The sequence below is a fragment of the Sphingomonas sp. LY54 genome (assembly GCF_035594035.1).
Classification (GTDB): domain Bacteria; phylum Pseudomonadota; class Alphaproteobacteria; order Sphingomonadales; family Sphingomonadaceae; genus Allosphingosinicella.
Genome location: NZ_CP141588.1, coordinates 2,646,706 through 2,659,740, shown reverse-complemented (window position 1 = coordinate 2,659,740; position 13,035 = coordinate 2,646,706). Strand labels below are relative to the sequence as shown.

At 67.4% G+C, this 13,035-nt stretch carries 15 protein-coding genes; 4 read left to right on the top strand and 11 right to left on the bottom strand.

Features of this window, described 5'->3' with window-relative positions; translation table 11 throughout:
- Positions 1-24: 24 nt before the first annotated feature.
- The 4 genes from SH591_RS13170 to SH591_RS13155 all read left to right on the top strand — a co-directional run bounded on the left by SH591_RS13170 (position 25) and on the right by SH591_RS13155 (position 2,562).
- The gene (locus SH591_RS13170) at positions 25-444 is read left to right on the top strand and encodes a hypothetical protein (protein WP_324749513.1); all 420 of its coding nucleotides are present in this window, start codon (positions 25-27) and stop codon (positions 442-444) included.
- A 57-nt stretch (positions 445-501) separates the two neighbouring features.
- Positions 502-672 carry a (2Fe-2S)-binding protein gene (locus SH591_RS13165; RefSeq protein ID WP_322832713.1) on the top strand — a complete coding sequence of 57 codons (171 nt, stop codon included), beginning with the start codon at positions 502-504 and terminating at the stop codon, positions 670-672.
- 95 nt (positions 673-767) lie between these two features.
- Positions 768-1,247 (top strand): bacterioferritin, encoded by a 480-nt coding sequence (gene bfr, locus SH591_RS13160; RefSeq protein WP_324749512.1) that lies wholly within the window; start codon positions 768-770, stop codon positions 1,245-1,247.
- 70 nt (positions 1,248-1,317) lie between these two features.
- Positions 1,318-2,562: a DUF418 domain-containing protein gene (locus tag SH591_RS13155; protein ID WP_324749511.1), complete on the top strand. Its 1,245-nt coding sequence runs from the start codon at positions 1,318-1,320 to the stop codon at positions 2,560-2,562.
- Positions 2,563-2,571: 9 nt separating this feature from the next.
- Here the strand turns inward: SH591_RS13155 and SH591_RS13150 are convergent, their stop codons facing one another.
- The 11 genes from SH591_RS13150 to SH591_RS13100 form a co-directional block, all read right to left on the bottom strand.
- Entirely contained in the window at positions 2,572-3,003 is a 432-nt protein-coding gene (locus SH591_RS13150; RefSeq protein ID WP_324749510.1) for an Hpt domain-containing protein, read from the bottom strand.
- A 70-nt stretch (positions 3,004-3,073) separates the two neighbouring features.
- On the bottom strand, positions 3,074-3,295 hold the full coding sequence (locus SH591_RS13145; protein ID WP_324749509.1) for a sulfurtransferase TusA family protein: 222 nt from the start codon (positions 3,293-3,295) through the stop codon (positions 3,074-3,076).
- Positions 3,292-4,656 (bottom strand): ribosome biogenesis GTPase Der, encoded by a 1,365-nt coding sequence (gene der, locus SH591_RS13140; protein WP_324749508.1) that lies wholly within the window; start codon positions 4,654-4,656, stop codon positions 3,292-3,294. The genes SH591_RS13145 and der overlap by 4 nt, the downstream gene beginning before the upstream one ends.
- A gap of 95 nt (positions 4,657-4,751) precedes the next feature.
- Positions 4,752-6,071, bottom strand: coding sequence for an outer membrane protein assembly factor BamB family protein (locus SH591_RS13135; protein WP_322832707.1), 1,320 nt, complete (start codon positions 6,069-6,071; stop codon positions 4,752-4,754).
- The gene (locus SH591_RS13130) at positions 6,068-6,793 is read right to left on the bottom strand and encodes a tetratricopeptide repeat protein (RefSeq protein ID WP_324749507.1); all 726 of its coding nucleotides are present in this window, start codon (positions 6,791-6,793) and stop codon (positions 6,068-6,070) included. The genes SH591_RS13135 and SH591_RS13130 overlap by 4 nt, the downstream gene beginning before the upstream one ends.
- A 158-nt stretch (positions 6,794-6,951) precedes the next feature.
- Entirely contained in the window at positions 6,952-7,806 is an 855-nt protein-coding gene (gene panB / locus SH591_RS13125) for a 3-methyl-2-oxobutanoate hydroxymethyltransferase (RefSeq protein WP_324749506.1), read from the bottom strand.
- A gap of 115 nt (positions 7,807-7,921) precedes the next feature.
- Complete coding sequence (locus SH591_RS13120; protein WP_324749504.1) at positions 7,922-9,133, bottom strand: CDP-glycerol glycerophosphotransferase family protein; 1,212 nt, start codon at positions 9,131-9,133, stop codon at positions 7,922-7,924.
- Between the two features lie 207 nt (positions 9,134-9,340).
- The gene (locus SH591_RS13115; RefSeq protein WP_324749503.1) at positions 9,341-9,622 is read right to left on the bottom strand and encodes a hypothetical protein; all 282 of its coding nucleotides are present in this window, start codon (positions 9,620-9,622) and stop codon (positions 9,341-9,343) included.
- A gap of 93 nt (positions 9,623-9,715) precedes the next feature.
- Positions 9,716-11,329, bottom strand: a complete 1,614-nt coding sequence (locus SH591_RS13110) for an AMP-binding protein (protein ID WP_324749502.1) — start codon at positions 11,327-11,329, stop codon at positions 9,716-9,718.
- Positions 11,330-11,447: 118 nt separating this feature from the next.
- Entirely contained in the window at positions 11,448-11,840 is a 393-nt protein-coding gene (locus SH591_RS13105; RefSeq protein WP_324749501.1) for a RidA family protein, read from the bottom strand.
- Positions 11,837-13,006 (bottom strand): acyl-CoA dehydrogenase family protein, encoded by a 1,170-nt coding sequence (locus SH591_RS13100; protein ID WP_324749500.1) that lies wholly within the window; start codon positions 13,004-13,006, stop codon positions 11,837-11,839. The genes SH591_RS13105 and SH591_RS13100 overlap by 4 nt, the downstream gene beginning before the upstream one ends.
- Between the last annotated feature and the right edge of the window lie 29 nt (positions 13,007-13,035).

Here is a 13,035-nt window from a genome sequence, read left to right as displayed (position 1 = left end):
CCCGCCGGGGAATAAGGAGGGAGCATGGATGAAGCTCCTTCCGCCGGCTATTCCGGGACTCCCCTGGCGCGCAAGCTGTCGCTGAAGGACGGCCTGCGGACATGGTGGGAAGGCATTCCCGCGACCGTGCGGGCCGAGATCGAACGCGAAGGCTTCGTGCTCGATCTGCTGCCGACGCCGGTCGCGCCGATCGACGCGGCGCACGTCTTCGTGACGAGCCGCGCCGCGCTCGAGGACGCGATCTCCCGCCTGCTGCCCTTGCTCGCGCCTCCCGGCTTCCTCTGGATCTCCTGGCCTAAGAAAGCGGCCAGGATGCCGACCGACATGACCGAGGATGTGATTCGCAACGTGGCCCTCCCGCTCGGCCTGGTCGACGTCAAAGTGTGTGCCGTTGATGCCACATGGTCCGGCCTGAAGCTCGTCATCCGCAAGGACCGTCGATAGTGTATTGCGAGTGGTTCGCATTAGCGCTATTGACGATTCGTCAGGGAGACGAGCGGCATGATTGTCTGCGTTTGCAATGCGATCCGGGAAAATGACGTGCGGAAGGCCTGCCGCGATGGCGCGGGCTGCCCGTCCAGCGCCTATGCGACGCTCGGCCGTCGCGCCAAGTGCGGCCAGTGTTTTCCGTTCGCGCGGCAGATCATAGCCGCCGAGCGTGCGACCGCTTAGCATTCTCATTTGCGAATTTTTCCCGGTTTTCCGCCATTTTTTAGGGTGAAATTCCCGCCCGGAACTTGTAGGTATCTCCAAAATAGGAGGTCCCAATGAAGGGCGACGACAAGGTCCTCGAATTTCTCAACGAGGCGCTCAAGAACGAGCTCACCGCAGTCAATCAATATTGGCTGCACTATCGCATGCTCGACAATTGGGGGGTGAGCCGTCTCGCCGCCTATGAGCGCGAGGAATCGATCGACGAGATGAAGCATGCCGACCGGCTGTCGGAGCGCATTCTCTTCCTCGAAGGCCTGCCCAACTTCCAGATGCTCGGCCGGCTGCGCGTCGGCGAGAATGTCGAAGAGGTGCTCCGCTCCGACCTCGAGCTCGAGCGCGAGGCCTGCATCCAGCTGCGCAACGCGATCGAATATTGCGAGAGCAAACGGGACTATGTCAGCCGCGACCTGTTCGCCGAGATCCTCGCCAACGAGGAGGAGCATGTCGACAATCTCGAGAAGCAACTCGAGATGATCCAGTTGATGGGCCTGCAGAACTACATCCAGCTCCAGTCCCAGCCGATCGAGGGCTGATCCGCCCCTTGCGGTCCTCCTGCCGGCGATATCCTCCCGCGCAGGAGTTCCGTTCGAGCGAGACCGCGCGATGAACAGCGCGGCCCCTGCCCCGCGCATCGCGACGCTCGACATCGTGCGCGGCGTCGCGGTGATGGGCATCCTCGCGATGAACGTCGTGATGTTCGCGATGCCCTTCCAGGCCTACACGAACCCGCTCGCCTACGGCATGGAGAGCGGCGCCGACCTTGGCTCGTGGATCTTCAGCTTCGTGCTGATCGACGGCAAGATGCGCGGACTCTTCTCCTTCCTGTTCGGCGCGAGCACCTTGCTGGTGCTGGAGCGGGCCGGCGAGCGCGGCGACGCCATCCATTTCCGGCGCATGGTTTGGCTGCTCGCCTTCGGGCTCATTCATTTCTACCTGATCTGGTCGGGCGACATTCTCGCGCTTTATGCGGTCGTCGGGATGCTCGCCTGGTTCTTCCACCAGGCTGCGCCGCGCACCCTTATTGGCCTGGGCCTGGGCTTAGTCGCCTTCCAGTTCCTCCTCTACGCCCTGATCAGCACGACGCTCTTCCAGGCCGGCGCGGCTGCGGCGGCGCCGGGGGCGAGCGCGGAGGCGATCCAGGCCTGGGCGAGCGTGAAGGCCGACCTCGCGGCGCCCTCCGCGGACGCCCTGGCCGAAACGCTTGCAACCTATCGCGGCGGCTATGGCGGCATCCTCGCCCATCGCCTGACCGAGGAGCTGACGACACCGCTCGTCTCGCTCTTTCTGACCGGCTGGGAGACGCTCGGCTACATGCTGTTCGGCATGGCCGCGCTCAAGACCGGATTCCTGACCGGCGCGTGGAGCGACCGAGCCTATCGCCGCGTCGCCGTCGCCGGCTTCGCCATGGGCATCCCCGCTTATGCGCTTCTGGTCTGGTTGCTGATCCGCGACGGCTTCGGGCTGGCTTTACTTTTCGCCTTGTCGAACACGGCGACGATCCTGCTCCGCCCGGTGATGATCGCCGCAACCGCGGCGCTGATCGTCCTGCTGACCCGGCGCGGCGGCGCGCTGGTCGACCGCGTCGCCGCTGCCGGTCGCGCGGCCTTCACCAACTATCTTGGCACCAGCCTGGTCATGACGACCTTGTTCTACGGCTACGGCCTCGGCTGGTTCGGCGCGCTCAGCCGCGTCGGACTGTGGCCGGTCGTGATCGCGATGTGGGCGTTGATGCTGCTGTGGTCGAAGCCGTGGCTCGACCGCTATCGCTACGGACCGTTCGAATGGCTCTGGCGCAGCCTCGCCCGCGGGGCGCTCCAGCCGATGCGGCGGGAGCCGGCGGCGGCCTGAGCGTCAGGCTCAGATCCGGCCGAAATCCTGGTTGTTGGCGCCGGCGCGGCCGAAGGCGGGGCGGCGCTGGGCGAGCGGATTGATCTCCTTGTCGAACAGTTCCATCGTCCGCTGGTAGAGCGCACGCAGCCGCGTGACGCGGGGGATCAATTCGTCCGGGAAGATGCGCGATTCGACCGCGCGGCGGGCGGCGAACTCGATTTCCTCGGCCAGCTCACCGAGCGGCTCGGCGCCGAACTGGCGCGCTTCCGATTTGAGCGTGTGGGCGGGAATGACGAGCCCGGTCGAATCGCGGCGCTGCATCGCGTCCTCGATCCGCGCCACGGACTTTTCGCCGTCCTCGCGAAAATAGCCGAGAATGCGAACGAAGCCCGGTCCGAGCTCGGTCCGGGTGCGCGAAAAGATCGCCCAGTCTACAATTGCGCCGAATTCTTCGTCCAACACGCGGTCCTCTCAGCCCCCTGATCCACCCGTCTCTATAAGGGTTGAGGTAAACAGGCCGTTGACGCGCTCAGCCGAAATGCACGTCGAACGCCGATTTTTCTTGGCCGTCGGGGTGGATCGCCCAGCCGCGCTCGGCGCAGAGCTTGGCCAGCTCCGCGGGCGCGATCGGATCGTCGACGAGGATGCGGACGTCGCCGCGTCCGCCCATTTCCCGCGCCGTCCGGCTGAGCCGCAGCACCGGCCAGGGGCACAGCATGCCGCGCGCATCGATCAGGCGCGTCTCGCTCATTTGTCCTTGTCGAACGGGTTCTTGGAGGCGCGCGCGTGCAGCCGCACCGGCACCGCCCCGAAGCCCAGTTCCTTGCGCAGCCCGTTGATCAGGTAGCGCATATAGGAATCGGGCAGTTGGTCCACGCGGGTGCCGAACAGGACGAAGCTCGGCGGGCGCGTGTTGACCTGGGTGATGTAGCGCAATTTGATGCGCTTGCCGCCCGGCGCCGGCGGCGGATTCTTCTCGACCGCATCCTCGAACCAGCGGTTGAGCTGGCCGGTCGAGACGCGCTTGGACCAGATTTCGCGGGTCTCGAACGCGGCGCCAAGCAATTGGTCGATGCCCTTGCCGGTCATGCCCGAGACCGTGAGCAAAGGTATGCCGCGCGCCTGGCTCAGCCCTTCCTCGAGCGCGGCCTTGATGCCGTTGAACAGCGAGCTGGCATTTTCGGCCACGTCCCATTTATTGATCGCGATGATCAGCGCGCGCCCTTCCTGCAGGACGTTGTCGGCGATGCGCAGATCCTGCGATTCTAGGCCGCGGGTGCCGTCGAGCAGCAGCACCACGACCTCGGCGAAATCGACCGCGCGGCGGGCGTCGGCCACGGACAGCTTCTCGAGCTTGTCGTCGACCTTGGCCTTCTTGCGCATGCCGGCCGTGTCGATCAGCCGCACTGGCCGGACCTGGCCGTCAGGCGCGTTCCATTCCCAGTCGATCGCAATCGAATCGCGGGTGATCCCCGCCTCGGGCCCGGTGATCAGCCGCTCCTGCTGCAGGATGCGGTTGATCAGGGTCGACTTGCCGGCATTGGGGCGGCCGACGATGGCGAGCTTGAGCGTCGGATCGCCCTCCTCGTCTTCCTCCACCTCATCCTCGTCGCGCTCGACATAGGGGCGAAGATGTTCGAACAAATCGACCACGCCCTCGCCATGTTCGGCGCTCATCGGGATCGGTTCGCCGAGCCCCAGAGCATAGGCTTCCATGATCCCGGCCTCGCCGGCGCGGCCCTCGGCCTTGTTGGCGGCGAGAACGACCGGCGTGGTCTCGCTGCGCAGCCAGCGGCCGATTTCCTCGTCGAGCGGGGTCAGCCCGGCCCGGGCGTCGATCAGGAACAGGGCGACGTCGGCCTCGCGCACGGCGGCGGTCGTCTGGGCGCGCATCCGACCCGGAAGCGTGTTCGGATCCTCGTCCTCGTAGCCGGCCGTATCGATCACCCGGAAATCCAGGCCGAGCAGGGTCGCGTCGCCCTCGCGACGGTCACGCGTCACCCCCGGCCGGTCGTCGACCAGCGCCAGCCGCTTGCCGACGAGCCGGTTGAACAGGGTCGACTTGCCGACATTGGGTCGGCCGACGATCGCGACGGTGGGAAGCTTGGCCATGCGCGTCGCCCTGCCGCCTTAGCGACAGCGGGTCAACCGGAGACGTCGCCCGGCCACGGGCGGCCGATCCCCGCGCAGCGGGGACCGGTCACGCATTACCGCCAGGCGGTGAGCTGGCCGTTGTCGTGCAGGACGTAAAGCGTGCCGTTCGCGACGACCAGCGACAGCGACGCCGACATCTTCGTCTCCACGGTCGACTGGACCGTGCCGTCGAGCGGCGACACGTTGACCAGATGGCCCTCGGAATTGGCGAGGATCAGGCGGTCGCCGGCGAGGACCGGGCCGACCCAGGAGATCGGACCCTTCTTGTCCTTCTCGTCGCGGTAGCGCGGCAACTGCGTCATCCACTTCACGCGCCCGGTGGCGCGCGCGACGGCGAGCAGGCGGCCCTGATCGGTGACGACGAAGATCCATTCGCCTGCGACGGCCGGCGTGGCGGTGCCGGCGATATTGATCTCCCAGATGCGCTGGCCGGTGTTGAGCTCGAGCGCGACCATGCGGCCGCCCTGGCCGATCGCGTAGACGCGGCCATTGTCGATCACCGGCTCGGCGTCGATGTCCGACAGCGAGGCGACCGACGTCGAGATGCTGGTGCGTGCGAGGGCGTCTTGCCACACGACGCGGCCATTCTCGTAACGATAGGCGTTGAGCTCGCCCGACGAGAAGCCGGCGACCACGGTGCCCTGCGCGGCGGCCGGAGCCGCGGTGCCGAACACGCCGGCCAGCTCGACCGTGCCGGCTTCGGTCCAGCGGGTCGTTCCATCGGCCGGGTTGAGCGCGAACAGCTGGTTGTCCTGGCTGGTCACATAGACGTTGTCGTTGGCGATCGTGGGCGCGCCGCGCAGCGGGCCGCCCGGACGGACCTCCCAGACGATCGCGCCGGTGCCGGCGTCGAGCGCGAAGGCCCAGCCGGCTCCGTTGGTCGCATAGAGGCGGCCATTGTCGTAGCTGACGCCGCCGCCGAACAGGACGTTGCTCGGCGCATCCTTCCCGCGCACCTGCGTCTGCCACACCGGACTGCCATTCTCGGCGCTGAAGGCACGGACGGTGGCGGTGGTGTCGATCGTGTAGACGCGGCCATTGGCGACGACGGGCGCAGCGGCGAGGCGCGCGCGCGGGCCGCTGCCCTCACCGATGCTGGCCCGCCAGGCCTGGCCCAGCGCGGAGCCAAGAGCGAGATGGCCGACCGACTTGGCGGCGTTGCCGCCCGGCTGAGCCCAATCCGCGTTGGTCACCGCCGGTGGCAGGATGACGGCGATGCCGGCAAGCGCCGGATCGATCTCGATGGCCGTCTCCGCGGACAGGACCGGAATGCGCTCGCCGATCGTCGGCGTCTTGGGCTTGTTGTCCTTGTTGAAGACGCCGCAGCCAGTGACGAGGCTCGCAGCGGTCAGGGCGAGGATCAGGCGCTTCATTCGGTGACTTCCTTGTTTGCGGCGGCCTCGCCGGTGCCCTCGGAGGGCTGGATGGCGTCGACGCCGAGCGAACCGGCCATCTGGACCGCGCGGGAGCGGAGGCTGGCCGGAAGCTGCTGGTCCTTGGCCATCGCGGCGAAAATCGGGGTGGCCTGTTCGGGCTTGCCCTGCTTCAGGTACGCAAGCGCGACCATCTCGCCGGCGCTGCCGAACCAGGGATTGCCGGGCTGGGCGAGCGGCTGGAGCCGCTGCACGATGACCGAGGGCTGGAGCTTGTCGAACTCGACGGCGGTCTGGCGGATCAGCGCGAGATCGCGATAGGGCTTGGCGAAATCGTCATTCTCGGCGACCGATTTGTAGGTCGCGGCAGCAGCAGCGTCGTCGCCGGCTTGGACCGCGAGATCGGCCTTGGTCAGCAAGGCGGCGGCCTGGTAGCCCTCATTGCCTTCCTTCGCGAGGCGGTCGAGCTCCGGCACGGCCTGCTTGCCGCGGCCCGCCTGGATCTCCTCGAAAGTCTTGACCAGAGCCTCGCCCTGCTCGCCCGCGGCGACCTCCTGGCGGTGCTGCCAGTAAATGGCGCCGCCAATCGCGGCGAGCAGCAGGATCACGCCGCCGATGATCAGCCAGGCGTAGCGCTGCCAGACACTGCTGATCTGCTCGCGGCGAAGCTCCTCGTCGACCTCGCGATAGAAGGCTTCGTTGTCAGTGGGCTTGATCGCCAAATTACTCTCCAGTGTCGCCGCTAGCGTCCGCGCTGGCGCTCTTCTGCCCAAACAGCCTCGCGTCCGTCAAACAGGATCGAAGATGAACGAAGGCTGGAGCGCGGCGGGATGCCGTCCGCCGAACCTCTACCGGCTGAACCGCGACGTGGAAAGTCCCCTCACTTGGCGCGGTATATCTGCTCTTCGGTCGGGAAGGCGCGCGAGCGGACCTCGCCGGCATAGCTGGACGCCGCCTCGCTCACCCGCTCCGCCATGTCGTAATAGCGCTTCACGAAGCGCGGCGTGCGCTCGAACAGGCCCAGCATGTCCTCGGTGACGAGCACCTGCCCGTCGCACGCCGCGGACGCGCCGATGCCGATCGTCGGGCAGGCCACGGCCTTCGTGGCCTCGACGGCAATCTCCTCCATCACGCCTTCGAGCACGACGGCGAAGGCGCCGGCCTCGGCCACCGCCTTGGCGTCGGCGAGAATCTTGGCGGCCTCGGCATCGTCGCGGCCGCGGGCGCGATAGCCGCCCAGCGCGTTCACCGCCTGCGGCGTCAGGCCGACATGGCCGATGACGGGGATGCCGCGCGCGACCAGGAAGGCGACGGTCTCGGCCATCGCCTCGCCGCCTTCCAGCTTCACTGCTGCCGCGCCGGTTTCCTTGAGGATGCGCGCCGAAGTTTCGAAGGCCTGCTGCGGGCTTGCCTCATAGGCGCCGAACGGCAGGTCGATCGCGACGAGGCTGTGATAGGATCCGCGGACCACGGCGGCGCCATGCGCGCACATCATCTCCATCGTCACCGGCACGGTCGAAGGCAGACCGTAAATCACCTGGCCGAGGCTGTCGCCGACCAGCAGCACGTCGCAATGCGGATCGAGCAATTGCGCCATTCGCGCCGTATAAGCGGTGAGCATGACGATCGGCTCGCCGCCCTTCATGCTCATGATCTTGGGGACGGTAAGGCGCCGCATCGGTGCGGGGGTCGGATGGGCGCGGCTGGTCGACGTGTCGATCGTGTAAGTGGACATGGAGGGAGACTAGCCGCTCGTCGGCCCCAAGCAAAGCGCGGGCGCGGCTATGCGGCGTGCAAATCCGGCCGGGGCGGATGCATGCAAGGGCTGCACATCCGGGCCGCCCGGCCGATTATGCTGCGTGCGCTTCTCCGGACGCGTCGTTCTCGCCTGCCAGCGATCCGAATGCAGAAGGCGCGCGGACGGCCTCCCGAATCGCATGGTCGAACGGCGCTCTCTGGCCTGCCAGGAAGGCGGCGATCGCCTCCGCGCCGCGCCGGGCAGCGCCGGCCGGGTCTCCGCCCACGGATTCGGCCAGCGCGCAACGCTGCAGCCCGGCATAGTGGCCGTGCCGGGCAGGCGCGGCATCGATGGCGGGGAGGATCGAGGCGGGATCCTCGACGACTTCGCCCAATGTCCAGAAGCGGTAGTTGGAATCGCTTTCCCAGTCGACGCCGTGGGCGTTGAGGAACACGCAGGGCTTGGGCGTCGCCAGGAATTCGTAGACTTGGCTGCTGACGTCGCCGAGATAGATGTCCGCCGCGCTGGTATAGGTCATGTCCACCAGGCGATCGGAGCCGAGATCGACGATGATCTTGCCCGGCACCGCCAACTGCTCGAACGCGCGCTTGGCCTTCGCGGACGCGCCGTGGAACAGGCGGACGTGTGGCGCGACGACGAGGTTGTAGCGCTCCTGCGCGGCGAAGGCGGCGATGACCTCTCGGCCGAACCGCTCCCAGGACGAGAGCGGCTGCCGGAAATGGGGCGCGTAGAGGACGGTCGGCCGGTCGTTGTCGAACAGGCGCGGGCGCTGCGCCGCCAGGCGCCGCATGAAATCCATCTTCACATAGCCGTTCACCGCATAGGCGCCCGGACGAATCGTGCCCGCCTCCAGCAGCCGTCTTTCGCTCTTCTCGCCGGCGACGAGCACGAAATCGAAATGGCGGTCGCGCCGGTCGAGCATGATCGCGCGGTCGCCGGCGCCGTGCGGCGTGAAAACCAGCTTCGTCCGACCGAGAAAGTGCCGCATCATCGTCGTCGTGCGCTCCGGAACGACGATGGCGTCGAAGCTGCGCAAATAGGGAAGCGCGGCCAGCAAAGTCGGGATCCGCAACTGGCCCCTGATGCCGAGCCGGCGCAGGCCATGCTCCGCACGCGGCGCCACCAGCCGGCGCACAGGCGGATCGAACCCGGGATAGGCCGCGAGCACCTGCTCGACCATCGGCAAATGGCCTTCGCTCGCCACCGCCACTTCGAGATCTACATCCGGCCCGGACACCTTCAATTCGGCCGCCAGGGGCAAAGCATGGAAGAGCTGGTGCGGCTCGCCCACAAACAGAAACAATATACGCAAATACGCTACAATCTTACGGGCTGCGGGGATGCCATGTCGCCAACACCGACCGGCTGAAAGCCGTGCCATCCCCGAAATGCGAAAGCGCCCCACGCGCCGATCGGTCCCGTGGCGCCTATAGTCAGGACGCTTCCGATGCGGAAGACGCTGTAGTCGCAACCCGTCATCCAAAAACAACGGCGTGGCGGGCGGAGCGCTTTACGCCGCGCGGGACTGGGCCGCCGATAGTCGACCGTCGCGCCTGTCTGTGCCGCGGCGTTCGCGGCCTTTCCATTTTGGCGGGGTCGCATCCAGGATCTTGGCGCCGGCGAGGAATACCGCGCCGGTGCATGCCGCGAAGAAGATCCAGCCGGTAACGCCCGGATACTGGCCGAGATAGATTTCGCCCCGCGTCACCGCGCCCACGGCGAGCGCGTAGATGACGGCATAGGCTTCGAGGCGGGTCTTCACGACGAACAGGCGGGTAAGCTTTCTCCACATTCCCGAAACGAAGCAAGAGACGGGCCAATGGCGGAAACGCGTCGGACTCGATCTAACCCCGGTAACGATTTGTAAACCATACCGACACTGCGCTCAGCCGCGGGGCGGGACAGCCTCCTTGAGCGCATAACGCTGGAGCTTGCCGGTCGCCGTCTTGGGCAGGGCCTCGACGAACGCGATTTCGCGCGGATATTTGTAGGGCGCGATCGCCACCTTCACATGGTCCTGAAGCGCCGCGGCGGTGCCGGGATCGGCAACCTGGCCGGGCGCGAGCACGACGAACGCCTTCACCTTCTGGCCGCGCTCCTCGCAGGGAGCCCCGATCACCGCGCACTCCTGCACCGCCGGGTGGGAGAGCAAGGCATTCTCCACCTCCGGCGCCGCGATATTGTAGCCCGAGGAGACGATCATGTCGTCCGATCGGGCGAGGTACCAGAAATAGCCGTCCGCATCGCAGCGATAGGTGTCGCCGGTGACGTTCCATCCATTCTGGACGTAAGCCGCCTGGCGCGGGTCGTCGAAATAGCGGCAGCCGGTCGGCCCCTTGACGGCGAGGCGGCCCGTGCTGCCCGGCGGCAGGACCGCGCCCTCCTCGTCCAGCACGCAGGCGCGATAGCCCGGCACCGCCTTGCCGGTCGCGCCGGGGCGGATGTCCTCCCCGCTCGCCGAGATGAAGATGTGCATCATCTCGGTGGCGCCGATGCCGTCGACGATCGCGATTCCGGTCGCATCCTTCCACGCCTGCCAGGTGGCAGCGGGCAGATGCTCCCCGGCCGAAACGCAGGTGCGCAGGCTGGAGAGGTCCCGCCCCTGCCCTGGGCCGATCATCGCCTTGTAGGCGGTCGGGGCGGTGGCGAGGGTGGTCACCCGGTGGCGCTCGACCGCTTCGAGCAGGGCGGCGGGGCTGGGCTGCTCGATCGTCACCGCCGTGCCGCCGAAACGGAACGGGAAGATCAGGAGCTGGCCCAGCCCGAAGGTGAAGGCGATCGGCGCCGAACAGGCCCAGCGGTCGCCCGGCCGCGGCTTCAGGATATTGGCGGCGAAGGCATCGGCGGAGGCGAGGATGTCGCGGTGATAATGGACGCAGCCCTTGGGCTGGCCGGTCGTGCCCGAGGTGAAGGCGATCAGGGCGACATCGTCGCGATGGGTGGCAACGGGCGCGAAGGCGGGCGCAACGCCGAGCAGGCGCGTTTCGAGCTCACCCTTGCCGTGGTCGCCGTCGTAGCGCAGCAGCGAGCGCAAGGTGCCCGCCTGCTCGGCGCCCTGACGGAAGTCGCCGATAAAGCGGCTGTCGACGATGGCGTGGCTGACCTGCGCGCGCTCCAGGATCGTCGCGATCTCGGCGGGCCGCAGCAGCGGCATGGTCGCCACCACGATCCCGCCCGCCTTGAGGATGCCGAGCCAGGCGGCGAACATGGTCGCCGTGTTAGGACCCCGCAGCAGCACGCGGTTGCCCGGCACAAGCCGCTCCTCCTCGACCAGCAGCCGCGCGATCCGGTCGGAAAGGTCGCGCATCTGGCCATAGGTCCAGGTGCCCTGGTCGTTGAGCACGGCCAGCGCCTCGGCCGGGGCCCGGTCGATCAGTTCGACCGCCGCATTCAGACGGTCCGGATAGCGAAGCGCGGGCAGGTCGAACAAAAATTCGGGCTGCGCCTCCTCCGGCGGGAGGCGGTCGCGGACGAATGTGTCGAGATGCGCCGTGGCCATCACCCCTCTCCTGCCCCGTCATTGCGAGGAGCGAAGCGACGAAGCAATCCAGCGCTGCCTCTCCGACTGGCGCGAGGCTGGATTGCTTCGCTTCGCTCGCAATGACGGCCTTCCCTCATCATTCGGGCACCACGGCTGTCGTCTCGATCTCGATGAGCGCCCCAGGCTCGACCAGCCCCGCCACCTGCACCACCGCCATCGTGGGGTAGTTGCGGCCGATCAGTTCGCGCCAGGCGGCGCCGATCCCGGCAAGGTTCGCGACATAATCGTCGCGGTCCGTGACGTACCAGGTCATCCGCACGATATGCTCCGGCCCGGCGCCGTCCTCGGCGAGGATGGCGAGCGTGTTGGCGAGGACCTGGCGAAACTGCCCGACCAGATCGTCGGCGACCAGTTTCTCCTCTTCGTCCCAGCCGATCACGCCGGCGGTGAAGATCATGCGTCCGCGCGCGGAAATGCCGTTGGAATAGCCCTTGGGCCGCGGCCAGCCGGGGGGAAGCAAGCTCTTCATGCCGTATATCCTGCCAGGTGCGCCCGCGCGATCACCACTTTCTGGACCTCCGATGCGCCCTCGTAGATGCGCAGCGCGCGGATTTCGCGGTAGAGACTCTCGACCGGCACGCCGTGGGTGACGCCGAGCCCGCCGAACATCTGCACAGCCTTGTCGATCACGGCCTGCGCGCTGTCGGTGGCGTGGAGCTTGGCGAGCGCGGCCTCGCGGCTGTTGCGCTGGCCCTTCACGTCGCGCAGCCAGGCGGCGCGGTAGATGAGCAAGGCCGAAGTCTCGGTGTCGAGCACCATCTCGGCGAGCTTCGACTGAGTGATCGGATTGTCGGCGAGCAGGCCGGCCCCGAGGCGGCGGCTAAGGGCGCGCCGGGTCGCTTCGTCGAGCGCGCGACGGGCAAAGCCAAGCGCCGCCGCGCCGACCGTCGTGCGGAAAACGTCGAGCGTCGCCATCGCCTGCGCGAAGCCTTTGCCGCGTTCGCCGAGCAAGGCGTCGGCGCCGAGCTTCATCGCATCGAAGCGCAAGGTCGCCAACGGATGCGGCGCGATCACGCGGATGCGTTCGGAGATAATGAGGCCCGGCGTATCGGCATCAACGATGAACGCGGAGATGCCCTTGGCCCCCGGCGCCTCGCCGGTGCGCGCGAACAGCACATAATGGTCGGCGATGCCGCCGTTGGAGATGTAGGTCTTCGCGCCGTCGACGACATATCCGCCGCCGGCTTGGACGGCGCTCGTCTCGATCGACGCGACGTCGGATCCGGAAGCGGGCTCGGTCAGCGCGAAGGCGGCGATCCTTTTGCCGCGCGCGACGGCGGGCAGATAGGCCTGCTTCTTCGCCTCCGAGCCGAACAGGGTGATCGTGCCCGAGCCGAGCCCCTGCATGGCGAAGGCGAAATCGGCGAGCCCCGAATGGCGGGCGAGCGTTTCGCGGATCAGCGCCAGCGCGCGGACGTCGAGCTGATCGTGGACGCCGCCATATGCGGCCGGGACACAGTAACGCAGCCACCCGCCCTCTCCCAGCCTGCGCACGAGATCGCGACAGGCCGCGTCGACGTCCTCCTCGTCATGGGCGTCACCCAGCTCCGCTTCACACCAGCGTTCGAGATCGTCCGCCAACTGCCGATGGCTGTCGTCGAAGAAAGGCCACTCAAGAAAGGAACGATCGCTCACAAACCCCTCCTCTTCAGAGGAGGGGTTGG